Source organism: Caulobacter sp. CCH9-E1 (assembly GCF_001556515.1).
Taxonomy (GTDB): Bacteria; Pseudomonadota; Alphaproteobacteria; order Caulobacterales; family Caulobacteraceae; genus Caulobacter.
This window is the reverse complement of sequence record NZ_LSJA01000243.1, coordinates 1-16662: the sequence shown is the minus strand read 5'-3', so window position 1 is coordinate 16662 and position 16662 is coordinate 1. Positions and strand designations below refer to the sequence as shown.

Sequence of the window (16662 nt, the reverse complement as noted above, 5' to 3'; positions counted from 1 at the left end):
CCGAAGGTGATTCCGTCGCCGAATGGGCCTTAAGCTGGATCAAGCGCTTGATCCGGAAGCCAAGAAGACCGATTTAGGCGCCATGGCCACGGTGATCGACACCCTCAAGGCTCGCGGCCCGGAAGACCGGGCGGCGCGCCATCCCGAAAAGCAGAACCGCCCTGACACGCCGGTGCTCCGCAAACCGGAATGGCTGCGGGTCCGCGCGCCGGGGTCGGGTCAGTACAACGAGACCAAGGGCATCGTGCGGGAGAACCGCCTGCACACGGTCTGCGAAGAGGCCGCCTGCCCGAACATCGGCGAGTGCTGGAGCCAGAAGCACGCGACCATGATGATCATGGGCGAGATTTGCACTCGCGCCTGCGCCTTCTGCAACGTCACCACGGGCCTGCCGACCCAGCTGGATCCCGACGAGCCGCGCCGCGTGGCCGAGGCCGTCGCCAGGATGGGCCTCAAGCACGTGGTCATCACGTCGGTGGATCGCGACGACCTGCTGGACGGCGGCGCGCGCCACTTCGCCGAGGTGGTCACCGCCATTCGCGCGGCCGCGCCGGGCACGACCATCGAGATTCTGACTCCTGACTTCCTCCGCAAGGAAGGCGCGGAGAATGTGGTGATCGACTCCAAGCCGGACGTCTTCAACCACAACCTCGAGACCGTGCCGCGGCTGTATCTGAAGATCCGGCCTGGCGCCCGCTACTACAACTCGCTGCGCCTGCTCGATCGCGTGAAGCAGCGCGATCCCTCCCAGTTCACCAAGTCCGGCCTGATGGTCGGTCTGGGCGAGACCAAGGAGGAGGTCATGCAGGTGATGGACGACATGCGCTCGGCCGGCGTCGACTTCATAACCATCGGCCAATACCTGCAGCCGACCCGCAAGCACGCGGCCGTCGAGCGCTTCGTCACGCCCGAGGAGTTCAAGGCCTATGAGGCGATTGCCCGGGCCAAGGGCTTCCTGATGGTGTCGTCCAGCCCGCTGACGCGCTCGTCGCACCACGCCGGCGACGATTTCGCCAAGCTGCAGGCCGCGCGCCGCGCGCTCGACGCCCGCAAGGCCTGACGCCTTGCATCGTCACGTGGTTACGCGCGTGCTGCCTTACGCGCCGGAGCAGCTTTTCCAGCTCGTGGGAGATGTCGAAGCCTATCCGAGCTTCGTGCCGTGGATCACGGGCATGCGCACCTGGAACGCCCGCGAGGACGGCGCGGTCAGCACGGTCGACGCCGAAGCCCAGGTCGGCTTCTCGTTTCTGCGCGAGAAATTCGCGACGCGGGTTCGTCGCGACAGCGAGACGCTCAGCATCGACGTCAATCTGCTGTACGGACCGTTCAAGCGACTGGTGAACGCCTGGCGCTTCACCCCCGAAGAAGGCGCGACGCGCATCGAGTTCACGATCGAATTCGCCTTCAAGTCGCTGATGCTGGACGCGCTGCTGGCGGCCAATGTCGACAAGGCCGCCGGCAAGCTGATCGCCTGTTTCGAGGACCGCGCGCGCCAGATCTACGGATCGCAAGCCTAATCCTGCGGGCCTAGTCCTTCGGGGCGGCGGCTTCCTCGATCCGTTCCTCGAAGTCGCCGAGGTTGGCGAACAGGTTCTCGATCGCGAACACCAAGCCGAACACCCGGGCGGCGCCATCGAACTCGAGATCGCGGGTGATCCCCTTTTCGCGCAGGCCTTCGAAACAGGTCTGGAAGGCTTGGTGAGCCGTGGCGAAGGCTATGCGATCCGGCTTGGGGCGGCCGGCGAGGACGTCCGCCGAGGCCCTCAGGAACCGGCTGCTGGCCTCCAGCATATCGGCGGCGGCGGGGGTGATGGCCTCAGGCAGGGCGCCGCGCACGGCGCGTCCAACCATCACAGTGTCATTGCGCAGTCGCCACAGCGTCCGGGGCAGAGCTTCGGAGACGGAGCTGTTGCTGAGACGCGTGGCGCTCTCCCTGTTCGCCTCCGTCATCGCCGTCTGCAGCTTGGCGAGGGCGGCCCGAAGATCGTCTTGGGCCTTGAGATGATCGTCGGGGCCAGGGGAGCCACGCAGCGCGAGCACATGGCTTTCGAGGATCTGGGCTTCCAGTCCGGCGATCTTCTGGATGCTCGTCACCACCGAGGCGTGGGCGCGCGCGGGGAAAATCAGAAGCGTCGCGGCGACTCCGACCAGACTGCCGACCGTGATCTCGGAGACGCGCAGGGCGGCGGCGACCAGCGGGCTCATGTGCGTCGTCGTTCCGCCGATCAGCATGATCACCGCGGTGATGGTGGCGACCTTCAACTCAGGTCGGATGGCGACCAGGAAAGCGAGGAGCGCGACTGTGACGCAAAGGATCAGCCCGCCGAACTCGGGCCAGATCGTATGGAGCAGGGCGGCCGCGGCGCCGACGAGGGCGCCCACCAGCGTGCCGGAGAAGCGCTCGATCGAGGCGGTGATGGTCGCGCCCAGGCTGGACTGGACGACGATGATGGCCGTCAGCACCGCCCAATAGCCCTGCGGCAGGCGCAGCAGGGTCGCCAGGGCGTAGGCAGCGCCGACGGCGGCCGAGACGCGGATCGCGTGGCGGATTTCAGTCTTTCTGGCGGCGGCCGCCTTCAGCGCCTGCTGCGAGAGATTGGCGCCGGTGAAGCGCCGCCAGTCGCTGGGCGGGGTCTCCGGCACTAGGCCACCGCCTCGCGCAGCATCTCGAGCGCCGTCACGATCGCCGCCAACTGCACGGCCTCGCGGGTGTCGCCCAGGAACCGCTCGTGGCGGTGGACGACCGATCGGTTGGCGCGGGCCACCGCGAAGTGAACGGTTCCGACCGGCTTGAGCGGCGAGCCTCCGCCGGGACCGGCGACGCCGGTGATCGCGACGGCGACGTGGCCATTGCTTTCGCGCAGGGCGCCCTCGGCCATCATCCGCGCGACCGGTTCGGACACCGCGCCGTGGTCGGCGATCAGGTCGCCGGGCACGCCCAGCATCTCGGACTTGGCGCGATTGGTGTAGGTGACGAAGCCGCGCTCGAAGACGTCGGACGCGCCAGGGATGGCGCAAATCGCGCCGGCGACCAGGCCGCCAGTGCAGCTCTCGGCCGTCACCAGGCGCAGGGAGCGACCGCGGGCCTCGTCGATCAGCAGCCGGGCCAAGGTCTCTATCTCGAGCGGGAACATGCGGGCCTCCGTCTTCGCGCCGTCAGCCTAACCTGTTCAGGCCGGAGTCTCGACCGCCACGACAGCCGAGGCGGCCAAGCCTTCGCCGCGGCCGGTGAAGCCCATCTTCTCGGTCGTGGTCGCCTTGACGCTCACCCGATCGACCGGAAGGCCGAGGATTTCCGCCAGACGCTCGCGCATGGCCTGGCGGTGCGGTTTGATCTTGGGACGCTCGCAGATCAACGTGACGTCAACATTGACGATGGCGCCGCCCTTGGCGGTCACGAGATCGACGGCGTGCTTCAGGAATTGGTCGGAGGCCGCGCCCTTCCACTTCGGATCGGTGGGCGGGAAATGGTCGCCGATATCGCCTTCGCCGATCGCGCCCAGGATGGCGTCGGTCAGGGCGTGCAGGCCTGCGTCCGCATCCGAGTGGCCGATCAGGGTCTCGTCGTGCTTGATCGCGACGCCGCAGAGCCAGACCTCTTCGCCTGGCCCCCAGCGGTGGGCGTCAAAACCTTGGCCGACACGGGTGACGCGGGCGGCGCCGGCTAGGCGTTCGGCCATGGCGAAGTCCTCTGGGTAGGTCAGTTTCATCAAAAGCGGATCGCCCGGCGCGATCGCCACGCGTCCTCCCGCAGCTTCGATCACTTGGACGTCGTCGGTGGGCTCGCCGTCGGCCCAGGCGGCGTAGGCGTCCAACAGGGTCTGACGACGGGCCGCTTGGGGGGTCTGGGCGCGCCACAGATGGTCACGGGACGTCGTCACCGGGTTCTGATCCGGCTCGGCGCGCTTCAGCGTGTCGGCGACGGGCAGGGCGGGCAGAACCCCGTCGGCGCCTTCCAGGGCGTTCAGCACATCATGGATAGTCTTCTGGCCGAGCAGGGGGCGCGCGGCGTCGTGGATCAGAACGGGCTCGTCACTCGGGCGATGGGCCAGGGCGGCGAGGCCGGCCTGAACCGAAAGGGCTCGAGCAGCGCCGCCTCGCGCCGATCGCCAGCCGCCGAGATCCTTGAGGACGGCGGGCAGGGCCGCTTCGCCCTCTTCGGTCGTCACGATCACGATTTCGGACGCGCCGGCGGCGAGGAAGGCCTCGACGGACCACCTCAAAACGGGTTTCCCGGCCAGCATGCGCCATTGCTTGGCCTGGCCTGAGCCCGCTCGGCTCCCTGAGCCGGCGGCGACGATCACGGCGGAGAAGTTCATAGGGGGTGTTTAGTCGGACGACGGCTCATGTCCAGTCGATCCGGGCTTTACTGCGCCGCACAATGTGCCTAAAAAGAATGCTACGGGGATGATCAGAAAATGAGCAACAAGCTCGATGTCGGCGGGGTTTGCGTCCCCGGTCGGGTGTGGATTGCGCCCATGACCGGGGTCTCGGATCTGCCCTTCAGAGAAACGGCCACGGCGCTTGGCGCGCCCTATGTGGCGACGGAGATGGTGGCCAGCGCGGAATTCGCGAAGGGGCGACCCGACGTCGTCCGTCGCGCGGCCGTCGGCGAAGGCCTGCCGCTGACGGTGATCCAACTCGTCGGACGAGACATCGACTTCATGGCGGAAGGCGCGCGAATGGCCGCCGAGGCCGGGGCCGAGATCATCGACCTGAATTTCGGCTGCCCCGCCAAGGAAGTCGCCGCCGGCGCGGCCTGCGGTTCGGCCCTGATGCGCGAACCGGATCTCGCCGAGGCGCTCGTCGCTGCCGCCGTGGAGGCGGTCGATGTGCCGGTAACCGTCAAGATGCGGCTCGGTTGGGACGACGCCAGCCGCAATGCGCCAGAGATCGCCGCCCGCGCCGAGGCGGTCGGCGCTAAGGCGATCACGGTGCATGGCCGCACCCGCAACCAGTTCTACAAGGGTGTCGCCGACTGGTCCGCGGTGGCCGAGGTCAAGAAGGCCGTTTCCGTTCCGCTGCTGGTCAATGGCGACATCGTCGACGGCGAGAGCGCCCGCGTGGCGCTCGAACAGTCGGGAGCCGACGGTGTCATGATCGGGCGCGGCGTCTATGGGCGCCCCTGGATCGCTGGAGCGATTGAAGCGGCGCTGGAAGGCAGGGGTTTCGCTGAGCCCGAGGCCGAGGAGCGCCTCGCCATTGCGCTCACCCATTTCCGCCGGAGCCTGTCGTTCTATGGCGAGCGGCTGGGCCTGAAGATGTTCCGCAAGCATCTGGCTTCGTACATCGAGGCCGCGCCCTGGCCCGAGACCGCCGAAGCGCGCCGGGCGGCGCGCGCCACCCTGTGTCGCTTGGAAGATCCCGCCGCCGTGGAGGCCGCCTTGCGCGATCTCTGGCTGGCGGGCGGGAGATTAGCCGCATGACGGACCGAGCCCGGGTATTGGGCGGCGTCGCCACCGACGCCTTGAAGTCGGCGGCTTTCGATCTGAGCCCCGAGCCGGCGCTCGTGGTGGATCGCGACGGCGGTCTCGTCGCTGTAAACGAAGCCGCAGAGGCGCTGTTCGGTCATGGTCTCTCGCTCCTGGCGCGCGGTCGCTTCCGCGCCGCCTTGCCGCCGGGGTCGGTGCTGGTCTCGCTGCTCGACCGGGCCATTTCCGAGGGGGCGCTGGTCCGCGAGCACGGCGTTGAGGTCAACCTGTTCGGCCAGCCCCCGTTCGAGGCGGACGGCGCCGCCGCGCCGCTAGGCGACGGCTCCGTGCTGCTGACCCTGCACGTCAAGGGCGTACTGGGTGTCGATCGCGGCGCGGATACGGCAGGGCTTCGCTCGGTCGTCGGGCTGGGCAAGATGCTCGCCCACGAGATCAAGAACCCCTTGGCCGGCATTCGCGGCGCGGCCCAGTTGCTCAAGACCGGCGCTAGCGCCGTCGACCAGCCTCTTGCCCAACTTATCGTTGACGAGACCGATCGCATCCGTCGCCTCGTCGATCGGATGGAGGCGTTCTCGGATGACGCCCCGACCCCGCGTGAGCCCGTCAACATCCACCAGGTTCTGGACCGCGTGCGGGCCCTCGTAGCGAATGGCGTCGCCGACGGATTGCAACTGAAGGAAAGCTACGACCCGTCGCTGCCGCCGGTCTGGGGAGATGAGGATCACCTGATCCAGATCTTCCTCAACCTGACCAAGAATGCGGCCGAGGCGGCGCACATGCGCGGCGATGGTCGCGGCGCGATTTCGATCCAGACCGCCTGGCGCCCCGGCGTGCGCGTTCGTGGCGCGGACGGCAAGGCCGCGAGCGGCGCTCCGATCGAGGTCCGGGTGATCGACAATGGCCCCGGCGTTCCGACCACCCTCCGCGACCATCTGTTCCAGCCCTTCGTCACGACCAAGGCCAACGGCACCGGTCTTGGTCTGGCGCTCGTGACCAAGCTGGTCACCGCCCACGGCGGGCTGATTGATTTTGAGTCCGAGCCCGGCCGCACCGTCTTCCGCGTGCTGCTGCCCATCGCGCCGCAAAATGGCGCTTCCGACACCGTTTCCGGAGACGCGTGAGTATGAACGCCGCGAGCAAGAAAATCCTGATCGCCGACGACGACAGCTCGGTCCGCCTGGTCCTCAGCCAGGCCTTCACCCGCCTGGGCTACCAGGTGCGCGCCACCGGCAATGCGACCACGCTGCTGAAGTGGGTCACGGATGGCGAGGGCGACCTCGTTGTCACCGACGTGATGATGCCCGACGAGAACGTCTTCGACGTCCTGCCGCGCATCCGCAAGGAGCGGCCCAAGCTGCCGATCATCGTGATGAGCGCTCAGAACACCCTGCTGACCGCCGTCAACGCGGCGGATGCGGGAGCTTTCGAATATGTGTCCAAGCCGTTCGACCTTGATGATGTGACGGCGGCGGCGCGTCGCGCGCTATCGCGGCCCGCCGACACCGAGGCCTCGAAGGCCCAGGCTCGCGCCATGCGGGACGAGCGCCTGCCGTTGATTGGCCGCTCGGCGCCGATGCAGGAGGTCTACCGCACCATCGCGCGCCTGGTCGGCGCGGACCTCACCGTCCTCATCCTCGGCGAAAGCGGCACCGGCAAGGAACTGGTCGCCCGCGCGCTGCACGAACTGGGGCGCCGGCGCGACGGCAAGTTCGTGGTCCTCAACCTCGCCGCTGTTCCGCGGGAAAGGGTCGAGGTCGAGCTGTTCGGCCGCGGGGAGGGCGACAATGGCCGCCTGGTCGAGGCCGATGGCGGCACACTGTTCCTGGACGAGATCGGCGACATGCCGCTGGACGCCCAGACCCGGCTGCTGCGGGTGATCGACGGCACCGAGCCGGTGATCAATCCAAAGACCGGCCGCCGCCCGAACGTGCGGATCATCGCCGCCACCAACCGCGACCTGCGCGGCCTGATCCAACAGGGCCTGTTCCGTGAGGACCTCTTCTTCCGCCTCAACGTCGCGCCGGTGCGCCTGCCGCCGCTTCGCGACCGGGCCGAGGACATTCCGGATCTAGCGCGGACTTTCCTGTTGCGCGCCGCTCGCGAAGGGTTGCCGGCCAAGACGATCGACCAGAGCGCCCTGGACCGCCTGAAGAGCTATCCGTGGCCGGGCAATGTTCGCGAGCTTGAGAACCTGATGCGCCGCATGTGCGCGCTCTACGCCGAGGAGCTGATCACCGCCCGGATCGTGGATCGCGAACTGCAGGATCACACGCCCGCCGTGCGGTCGGAAGAAGGCCCTGTCACCCTTTCCACGCTCGTCGAACAACATCTGGCTTCGCACTTCGCCGACCAGCCCGACGGCGTGCCGCCGCCCGGCCTCTATGACCGTGTGCTGCAAGAGATCGAGCGCCCGTTGATCCAACTCACGCTGTCGGCGACGCGTGGCAATCAGGTGCGCGCGGCTGAGATCCTGGGCCTGAACCGCAACACGCTACGCAAGAAAATCCAGGACCTGGGCGTAGAGATGACCCGCGGTCGCCGCTGAGCTGAAGCATTCGTAGCACATAGCTGTTGAATTCAGGGCACACCCCCCTAAAATCAGGGGTGATGGCTTCAGTGGCTTACGCGACCGGATCGGAAGCCCCGCCGACCCGGTTCAGCCGGGCTTGGTGGCGAGAGCTCTTGCGGTCGCGCTACCTGATGGCTGGCGGCTATGCGCTGGCTGTTTTGCTGACCGTCGCTGGCGTCGCCCTGGCTTCGTCGCCGCCCAAGACCGACTCGATCAGCACCGCCAGCACGGTGATTCTGGTCGTGCTGGGCTTCAATCTTGTCCTGATCCTGGGCGTGGCCACGATTGTCGGCCTGCGCCTCTATGACTTGATCGACGCGCGGGCCAGCGACGAAGGCGCGCGCCTGCACCTGCGTTTCGTGGGCCTTTTTTCGCTGGCGGCCGTGGCCCCGGCGGTCATCGTGGCGCTGTTCTTCGGCGTGCTGGTCAATCGCGGCGTTGATGGCTGGTTCAGTCAGAAGGTCCAGACCGTGGTCGGCAACTCGGCCAAGGTCGCCAACTCGTACGTCGAGCAGCAGAAGAATTATATCTCCGAACACATCGCGCCGATGGCCGCGGACCTGAACCGCGCCGCGCCGGCCATGTCGCAGTCGCCGGTGGCGTTCGGCCATTTTCTGGCGGGCGTGATGGAGGACAACGGCTTCTCGGCCGCCTACGTATTGGATCGGGATGGCCGGATTCTGGCGCGGGCCGAGACCGCCGCCGCGCCGCCATTCCTGGCGCCGCCGCCGTCCAGCTACCAGGCCACGGATGGCGGTGAAGTGAGCGCCCAGCGCTTTGTCTCCAAGGACCTGTTCCGAGCGCTCTACAAGCTCAAGGCCTTCCCTGACGGCTACCTCTATGTGGTGCGGCCGATCGAGCAGGGCATTCTGAGCCACCTGATCGAGACGCAGGACGCGCTGCTGTCCTATCGCGACGCCGAGCGCAGTCGCGGCCGCATCCAGGCGATCTTCGGCCTGAGTTATCTGGAGACGGCGCTTCTGGTCCTGGTCGCCGCCATCTGGGTCGGCATCGCCGCGGCGAACTCGATCGCGGGACCCGTGGCGGACCTCGTCGAGGCCGCGGGACGCGTCTCGGGCGGCGACCTGGATGCGCGCGTGGAGGCCGGGTCCGGGCCGGAGGAAATCCGCGCGCTATCCAACGCCTTCAACATGATGACCAGCGAGCTGCAACTGCAGCAGGCGGCCTTGAAAGCGGCCAGTCTCGACGCCGAGAGCCGCCGGCAATTCATCGAGACGGTGCTCTCCGGTGTCAGCGCCGGCGTGGTCAGTCTGGATGAACGGGGAAGAGTCTCGGCGGTCAATCGCCGGGCGACGGCGCTTCTGGGACTGCCGGAGCACGCCTTGGGCGTCGACTTGATCACCTTGGCGCCGGAATTCGCGGTCGTCATGGAAGCGCTGGAGGAGAGCAGGCCGGACACGGATGTCGAGATCGACATCATGCGCGAAGGCGAGACGCGGCGCCTTCGTGTTCGCGCCGCTGGCCATGTCGCCGCCGGCCTCGTCCTGACCTTCGACGACATCACCCGTCTTGTCGCCGCCCAGCGAAACGCCGCCTGGAAGGACGTCGCGCGCCGCATCGCCCATGAGATCAAGAACCCGCTGACTCCGATCCAGCTGTCGGCGGAACGCTTGCGCCGGAAGTACCGCAAGGAGATCGCCAGCGATCTCGAGACGTTCGATCGCTGCACCGACACCATCATCCGGCAGGTGGGCGACATAGGCCGCATGGTCGACGAATTCTCCGCCTTCGCCCGCATGCCGGCGCCGCGCTTTGCGCCGGCCAATCTGACAGAGATGCTGCGCCAGGCGGTCTTTGCCCAGCGCTTTCAGGATGCGGAAATCGAAGTTCGCCTGGAAGAGCCCGGCGGCGGCGACATCTGGGTGACCTGCGACGAGCGGATGATCGGCCAGGCCCTGACCAATATCCTGAAGAACGCCGGCGAGGCCGTGGGCGCGCGCCGCCTGGTCGAGCCGGACCTTCGCGGTCGGATCACCGCGACCCTGGTGGCGGACGCCGACGACCTCTGCGTGACGATCGAGGACAACGGCGTGGGGCTCCCCGCCAAGGACCGCGATCGTCTGACAGAGCCCTATGTGACCACCCGCGAGAAGGGTACGGGCCTCGGCCTGGCCATCGTCAAGCGGATTATGGAGGACCATGGCGGCAGCCTGGCCCTGACCGACGCGCGAGAGCCGCCTGGCGCTCGCGTGATCCTGAAGTTTCCGACGACCGCGCGTCTGCCCGCCGCGGCCCAAAGTGGCGTTGAGGAGATGATATGAGCGCCGACGTTCTGGTGGTGGATGACGAAGCCGACATCCGCGAATTGGTGGCCGGTATCCTCGAAGACGAGGGTTACGCGGTCCGTACGGCCGCCGACTCCGATCAGGCGCTCGCGGCGATCCGCGCGCGCAAGCCTTCCTTGCTGGTCCTGGATATCTGGATGCAGGGCGGCGGCATGGACGGCCTTGAGTTGCTGGACATGGTCAAGACGCTCGACGCCGATCTTCCGGTGATCATGATCTCCGGTCACGGGAACATCGAGACCGCGGTCAGCGCGATCAAGCGCGGCGCCTACGAGTTTCTGGAGAAGCCGTTCAAGTCGGATCGACTGCTGCTGGTGGTCGAGCGCGCCTTGGAGGCCGCCGGCCTGCGGCGCGAGAACCGCCGGCTACGGGCTCAGACCCTCGCCCCCGATGGCCTGATCGGCAAATCTGCGCCGGCTCAGGCGTTGCGCCAAATGATCCTGAAGGTGGCGCCGGCCAACAGCCGCGTGCTGGTGTCCGGTCCGCCGGGCTCTGGCAAGGAACTGGTCGCGCGGTTGATCCACGGCGCTAGCACCCGCTCTCGCCAGGAGTTCGTCGCGGTCAGCGCCGCCGGCATGGCGCCGGAGCGGCTTGATGTCGAACTGTTCGGCGAGGAAGGCGAGGGGGGCCGACCGCGCAAGATCGGCGTGTTCGAGCGCGCCCACGGCGGCACGCTCTATCTCGACGAAGTGGCCGATATGCCGCGCGAGACCCAGGGACGGATCCTGCGCGTGCTGGTCGAGCAGCGCTTCCGTCGCGTCGGCGGCGACAACGACGTTCAGGTCGATGTCCGGGTGATCTCATCCACGTCGCGCGATCTCCGCGACGAGATCGCGGCCGGCCGCTTCCGGGAGGACCTGTTCCATCGCCTGAATGTGGTGCCTGTCCGCGTCCCTGGCCTGGCCGAGCGGCGCGAGGACATTCCCGAGCTGATCAACTTCTTTATCGAGCGGATCAGCGAGGCGACCGGCCTGCAGCGCCGCCGTCTCGGGGAGGACGCTCTGGCGACGCTTCAGGTCCAGACCTGGCCTGGCAATGTCCGCCAGCTCCGCAACAACGTCGAACGCATGCTGATCATGGCGTCCGGGGAGCCGGGCGACGTGATCACCGCCGAGATGCTGTCCGGCGGCGATCAGCCGAGCGCGGGCAACGCCGGCGCGATCGGCGCCGAGCGGATCATCGCCTTACCGCTGCGCGAGGCGCGCGAGCTGTTCGAACGAGAGTATCTGAACGCCCAGATCCTGCGGTTCGGCGGCAACATCTCGCGCACCGCCAACTTCATCGGCATGGAGCGTTCGGCGCTTCACCGCAAGCTTAAGTCCCTGGGCGTCGCCGGCGCCCGGGCCGAAGAGGAAGAGTAGATGTCGCGTTTCGCTTATGTGAACGGTCAGTTCGTGCGTCACGGCGAGGCCGCCGTTCACATCGAGGATCGCGGCTACCAGCTGGCCGACGGCGTCTACGAGGTTTGGGCGGTGTTCGACGGTAAGCTGGCCGACGCCGAGGGGCACTTCGCCCGTCTCTGGCGCAGCCTGGACGAGCTGCGGATCGCGCATCCGATGAGCGAAGCCTCGCTGACCCTTGTCCTGCGCGAGGCCGTGCGACGAAACAAGGTGCGCGAGGGGCTGGTCTATCTGCAGGTGACGCGCGGCGTGGCGCGTCGGGATCACGCCTTCCCAAACCCCGCCGTGCCGCCGTCCGTGGTCATTACGGCCAAGTCGGTCGACCGCGCCGCCACCAACGCCAAGGCCGAAAAGGGCGGCTCGGTGATCTCGGTCCCCGAGAACCGCTGGGCGCGCTGCGACATCAAGTCGATCGGTCTCTTGCCCAACGCCCTGGCCAAGCAGGCCGCGCGCGAGCGGGGCGCCGTCGAAGCCTGGTTCATCGATGACATGGGCCTGGTGACCGAGGGCGCGTCATCCAACGCCTGGATCGTCGATGCGGAAGGGATGCTCCGCACCCGCGACACGAACGCGAACATCCTGCGCGGCGTCACGCGCTCGACCTTGCTGGAGGTGATCCGGGAAGCGGGCCTGCCGATCAGCGAGAAACCCTTCACGATCGCCGAAGCCCAAGCCGCCAGGGAGGCCTTCATCACCGGGGCCGGTTCGCTGGTGACGCCGATTGTCCAGGTGGACGGGGTCAAGCTTGGGGACGGAAAGCCTGGCCCAGTGGCGATGAAGCTTCGGGGCGCCTATATAGCGCGAGCACGTGAGAAAGCCGTCTGAAGCCTGAGCAATTTTAGCCAGGAGCGTCGGTTCGCCGCGTGACCTTGCGGAAATTTTCGCTGCGACCTTGTCGCTTTCAGCGAAAAATCATCTAGCATGGACCTGTTTGTGTGGGGGGCGTGTGGCCCTCCGTGAACAATGAGAGGGGAACCCCCGATGTCTGCCGAGAAGAAGCAAAACCTCCAGGACACGTTCCTGAACAGCGTGCGCAAGTCGAAGACGCCGCTCACCATTTTCCTTGTCAACGGCGTGAAGCTGCAGGGCGTGGTCAGCTGGTTCGACAATTTCTGCGTCCTGCTGCGTCGCGATGGCCAGTCGCAACTGGTCTACAAGCACGCCATTTCCACCATCATGCCGGCGCAGCCCGTCCAGCTCTATGAGCCCAGCGCCGACTCCGACGACTGAGACATTTGTCAAAATCTACATCCCGGTCGATTGACCACGCCGCGCCGATCCTGAAGGCGCTCGTCATCCATCCGGCGCGGCAACTGCGCGGTCAGGCGGCCTCTGAAGCCCGGGATCCCAACTCCCGGCTGGAGGAGGCTGTCGGCCTCGCGGTGGCGCTAGATCTCGAGGTCGTGGAGGCGCTGATCGCGCCTCTGCGCGCCGTCACGCCCGCGACCCTGTTCGGCAAGGGCAAGGTCGAGGAGTTCGCCTCGATCTGCGAGGTCGAGCACATCGACGTCGCCGTGTTCGACGACCAGCTTACCCCCATCCAGCAGCGCAATCTCGAAAAGGCGCTGGAGGTCAAGGTCGTGGACCGCACGGGCCTGATCCTCGAGATCTTCGCCCGCCGGGCCCGCACTCGCGAAGGCCGTCTGCAGGTCGAGCTCGCCCGGCTCGAATACGAGCGCTCGCGTCTCGTCCGCACCTGGACCCACCTGGAGCGCCAGCGCGGCGGCACCGGCTCGACCGGCGGTCCCGGCGAAACCCAGATCGAAATCGATAGACGTCTGATCGCGGGCACGATCATCAAGCTCAAGAAGGAGCTCGAGGAGGTGCGTCGGACGCGGACCCTGCATCGCAGCGCCCGCAAGAAGGTCCCGTATCCGACCGTCGCCCTGGTCGGCTACACGAACGCGGGCAAGTCCACGCTGTTCAACCGCCTGACCGAGGCCGAGGTTCTGGCCAAGGACATGCTGTTCGCGACGCTGGACCCGACCCTGCGCACCGTGAAGCTGCCCGACGGCCGCCCGGCGATCATGTCCGACACCGTGGGCTTCATCTCTGACCTGCCGCACGAGCTGGTCGAGGCTTTCCGCGCCACCCTGGAGGAGGTGCAGGAGGCCGATGTCGTTCTGCACGTCCGCGACGTCGCCAACCCCGACAGCGAGGCCCAGGCCCGCGACGTCGAGACGGTGCTGTCCGAGCTGGGCGTCACCCTCGACAGCGGCAAGACCGTGGTCGAGGTCTGGAACAAGATCGATCTGCTCTCCGAGGACGATCGCGAGATCGTCGAGGGGCAGGCGCGGCGCGTCGGGGCCTCGCCCGTCTCGGCCGTCACCGGCGAGGGCTGCGAGGCCCTGCTGCGCCGGGTCGGCGGGCTGATCGACGACTCCCCGCCGGTCGAGGTGCGCCTGGGACCGCAGGACGGTCAGGCCCTGGCCTGGATCTATCGCAACGGCCGGGTGCTGGGCCGCCATGACGGCGAGGGCGGCGAGGTCACTTTGGTCGCGCGCCTTGACGGTCAGGCCCTGGGCCGGTTCGAGCGTCAGTTTCCCGAGGCTCGCATCGAGCCGGCGGCGACCTAGTCCTTCGTCTTCTCGACCGCCTTGGCGTCGTTCCACAGCGCGTCCATCTCTTCGAGGTCCGACTGGTCCGGCGTCTTGCCACGCTGGGCCAGCCGCGCCTCGATAAAGGCGAAGCGGCGCGTGAACTTGGCGTTGGTGGCGCGTAGGGCGTCTTCCGGATCGACATCCAGTTTCCGCGCCAAGTTGGCGCAGACAAACAGGATGTCGCCCAGCTCCTCGCGGGCCTTGGCCATGTCGCCGGCCTCGATCTCGACCGCGATCTCCTCGGTCTCCTCGCGGAGCTTCTCCAGCACCTCGGCCGCCGTCGGCCAGTCGAAGCCGACGCGGGCGGCGCGCTTGGTCAGCTTCACGGCGCGGGTGAGGGCGGGCAGGCCCGTGGGCACGTCGTCGAGCACGCCGTGTTTGGCCTTGGCCTGCCGCTCCTGAGCCTTCAGGGCCTCCCAGCCCTCGACCTGGGCCGAGAGGTTCTCATAGGCGTGGTCGCCGAACACGTGCGGGTGGCGGCGGATCATCTTGTCCGAAATCGCCGTCGCGACGTCGTTGATGTCGAACGCCCCCTGTTCCTGCGCCATCCGCGCGTGGAAGACGACCTGCAGCAGCAGGTCGCCCAGCTCCTCCTTCAGATCCGACAGGTCGCCGCGCTCGATCGCGTCGGCGACCTCGTAGGCCTCCTCGACCGTGTAGGGCGCGATGGTCGCGAAGGTCTGCTCCAGGTCCCACGGGCAGCCGCCGTTCGGGTCCCGGAGCCGGGCCATGATCTCGACCAGTCGAGCAACTGGGTTCTGGTCTTCACTCGGCGGGAGCGACGAAGGCGTTGGCGTCGGGGGCATGGGGATCCAGCTCGGCTGCGGGCTTTGGCGAGGCCTCGGCCGCATCCCGCGCCGCGAGCTGGCGCTGAATCTCGGCGAGACGGTTCGCATCCAGCGGATAGCGCATCATCACCGCCGCGACCATCAGTCCCAGCGCCGCCGGGGCGAAAGCGTAAAGCCCGACCAGCGCCGCATCGCCCGCGGCGGTCGGCGTCTTCGGGTCGAAGCCCATCGCGCCCAGGATGATGAAGACGCCGACGGCCAGGGCGTAGCCCAGCTTCACCGTGCCAGTGACAATCGCGTAGAGCAGGCCGGTCTTGTCGACGCCGGTCAGCAGGCGCTCCTCGTCGCCGATGTCGGCCATCATGGACCGCACCAGCAGCTGCGCGGCGGAGTAGGGCAGCCCGGCCAGGATCAGGACGATCATGCCCAGCACGACTTCCCCGGACGGCATGAACGCGGTCGCCAGCTGTACGATCGCGTAGACGACGGAGGCCACGGCCAGCGCCTTGTGCTTGCCAATCCGCTTGGCCAGCATCGGCCAGATTGGCGCTCCGGCCAGCGCGGCGATGAAGTAGATCAGCAGCAGGACGCCCGACTGCGTCTTGTCGAAGCCCTTCATCCGCTCGAAGAAGAACAGGAACAGCGTGCCGGCGATGCCGGGCGCCAGCCCCATCAGCAGGTCGGCGATCAGCAGGCGCCGCACGGAAGGCCGAGTCAGCAGGCCGAGATACTGCTTGAGGCCCGTCTTTCCGCGCTTGGGTGGCGCTAGAGGCTCGCCGACGGTGCTCACGGCGAGGAGGACCGCGAGCGGCGCCAGCACGACGATGAACCAGCCCATGGCGGCGATGCTGTCCAGATGATCGCCCTTGAACACCCCCGTCACGATCGGCGGCAGGCACAGCACCAGGATCATCCCGACCACATTGGCGCCCTGCCACCAGGCGAAGACGCGGGAGCGCTGCTGGTAGTCGCTGGACAGGACCGCGCCCCAGGCGGTTTGTGAGAGCACAACCATCGAGTAGCCGACATAGACGACGGACAGCCAGAACCACAGATAAAGGGGGCCGACGCCCGGCTGGGCCATGAACAGGGCGTAGGATCCTATCGCGATCACCGGCGAGCCAGCGGCCAGCCAAGGACGGAAGCGGCCAAAGCGCGACCGCGTATTGTCCATCAGCCCGCCCAGAACAGGATCGAGCAGCATGTCGACCAGCTTCACGATCAGGAAGGCCGCCCCGACCGTGGTCAGGGAGAGACCCAGCGAGGTGACGTAATATTCAGGGAGATAGACGACCAGCGGCAGGCCCATGGCCGCGATCGGGACGGCCGGCGAGGCGAACCTGGCCAGCGCCCATGACGATTTACGCTCCGTCATCCCTGTACTCCTCCCGCAGCGTCGTTCGCGCTTCTTACCTGGCCCGAGACGGCCATTTCAAACAAGTGTGCGAGCATTGTTCATCGAGCGCCAGCCCGTTCTAGCATCGAGTCGCGACTCCGCCGCTTCACGCGGCTGGCCGCTGAAGGGATGGAAAGGGACGCGGAGCGCCGGACGACGTCCGGAGTTCTT

Annotated in this window: 15 protein-coding genes; 10 read left to right on the top strand and 5 right to left on the bottom strand. The window is 67.4% G+C overall.

Annotated elements, in window-relative coordinates; genetic code table 11:
• Window positions 1-82: 82 nt before the first annotated feature.
• Window positions 83-1060, top strand: coding sequence for a lipoyl synthase (lipA, locus tag AX690_RS13630; RefSeq protein WP_066686162.1), 978 nt, complete (start codon window positions 83-85; stop codon window positions 1058-1060).
• 4 nt (window positions 1061-1064) lie between these two features.
• The gene (locus AX690_RS13625; RefSeq protein ID WP_066686138.1) at window positions 1065-1517 is read left to right on the top strand and encodes a type II toxin-antitoxin system RatA family toxin; all 453 of its coding nucleotides are present in this window, start codon (window positions 1065-1067) and stop codon (window positions 1515-1517) included.
• Between the two features lie 10 nt (window positions 1518-1527).
• Here the strand turns inward: AX690_RS13625 and AX690_RS13620 are convergent, their stop codons facing one another.
• From AX690_RS13620 to AX690_RS13610, 3 genes are read right to left on the bottom strand one after another with little or no spacing between them, the layout of a single operon-like run.
• On the bottom strand, window positions 1528-2643 hold the full coding sequence (locus AX690_RS13620; protein ID WP_066686132.1) for an FUSC family protein: 1116 nt from the start codon (window positions 2641-2643) through the stop codon (window positions 1528-1530).
• Window positions 2643-3134, bottom strand: a complete 492-nt coding sequence (locus tag AX690_RS13615; RefSeq protein ID WP_066686130.1) for a CinA family protein — start codon at window positions 3132-3134, stop codon at window positions 2643-2645. Before AX690_RS13615 ends, AX690_RS13620 begins: the two co-directional genes overlap by 1 nt.
• Before the next feature lie 36 nt (window positions 3135-3170).
• Complete coding sequence (locus tag AX690_RS13610; protein ID WP_066686128.1) at window positions 3171-4319, bottom strand: bifunctional 2-C-methyl-D-erythritol 4-phosphate cytidylyltransferase/2-C-methyl-D-erythritol 2,4-cyclodiphosphate synthase; 1149 nt, start codon at window positions 4317-4319, stop codon at window positions 3171-3173.
• A 99-nt stretch (window positions 4320-4418) separates the two neighbouring features.
• Between AX690_RS13610 and dusB the strand changes: the two genes are divergently transcribed.
• The 8 genes from dusB (at window position 4419) to hflX (ending at window position 14283) form a co-directional block, all read left to right on the top strand.
• A complete protein-coding gene (gene dusB, locus AX690_RS13605; protein WP_066686126.1) occupies window positions 4419-5426 on the top strand; it encodes a tRNA dihydrouridine synthase DusB in 1008 nt (335 codons plus the stop codon).
• A complete protein-coding gene (locus AX690_RS13600) occupies window positions 5423-6553 on the top strand; it encodes a nitrogen regulation protein NR(II) (protein ID WP_066686123.1) in 1131 nt (376 codons plus the stop codon). Before dusB ends, AX690_RS13600 begins: the two co-directional genes overlap by 4 nt.
• A gap of 2 nt (window positions 6554-6555) precedes the next feature.
• On the top strand, window positions 6556-7977 hold the full coding sequence (ntrC, locus tag AX690_RS13595; RefSeq protein ID WP_066686121.1) for a nitrogen regulation protein NR(I): 1422 nt from the start codon (window positions 6556-6558) through the stop codon (window positions 7975-7977).
• Between the two features lie 62 nt (window positions 7978-8039).
• Complete coding sequence (locus AX690_RS13590; RefSeq protein WP_066686119.1) at window positions 8040-10283, top strand: PAS domain-containing sensor histidine kinase; 2244 nt, start codon at window positions 8040-8042, stop codon at window positions 10281-10283.
• Window positions 10280-11668, top strand: coding sequence for a nitrogen assimilation response regulator NtrX (gene ntrX, locus AX690_RS13585; RefSeq protein WP_066686118.1), 1389 nt, complete (start codon window positions 10280-10282; stop codon window positions 11666-11668). The genes AX690_RS13590 and ntrX overlap by 4 nt, the downstream gene beginning before the upstream one ends.
• A complete protein-coding gene (locus AX690_RS13580; RefSeq protein ID WP_066686117.1) occupies window positions 11669-12532 on the top strand; it encodes a D-amino-acid transaminase in 864 nt (287 codons plus the stop codon).
• Window positions 12533-12688: 156 nt separating this feature from the next.
• Window positions 12689-12937 carry an RNA chaperone Hfq gene (gene hfq, locus AX690_RS13575; protein ID WP_013079113.1) on the top strand — a complete coding sequence of 83 codons (249 nt, stop codon included), beginning with the start codon at window positions 12689-12691 and terminating at the stop codon, window positions 12935-12937.
• Between the two features lie 5 nt (window positions 12938-12942).
• On the top strand, window positions 12943-14283 hold the full coding sequence (hflX, locus tag AX690_RS13570; RefSeq protein ID WP_066686116.1) for a GTPase HflX: 1341 nt from the start codon (window positions 12943-12945) through the stop codon (window positions 14281-14283).
• Here hflX and mazG read toward each other — a convergent pair.
• Together mazG and AX690_RS13560 are read right to left on the bottom strand one after the other, a co-directional pair.
• The gene (gene mazG, locus AX690_RS13565; RefSeq protein ID WP_082769660.1) at window positions 14280-15113 is read right to left on the bottom strand and encodes a nucleoside triphosphate pyrophosphohydrolase; all 834 of its coding nucleotides are present in this window, start codon (window positions 15111-15113) and stop codon (window positions 14280-14282) included. The genes hflX and mazG overlap by 4 nt on opposite strands.
• Entirely contained in the window at window positions 15073-16470 is a 1398-nt protein-coding gene (locus tag AX690_RS13560; RefSeq protein WP_066686113.1) for an MFS transporter, read from the bottom strand. The genes mazG and AX690_RS13560 overlap by 41 nt, the downstream gene beginning before the upstream one ends.
• Window positions 16471-16662 lie beyond the last annotated feature (192 nt).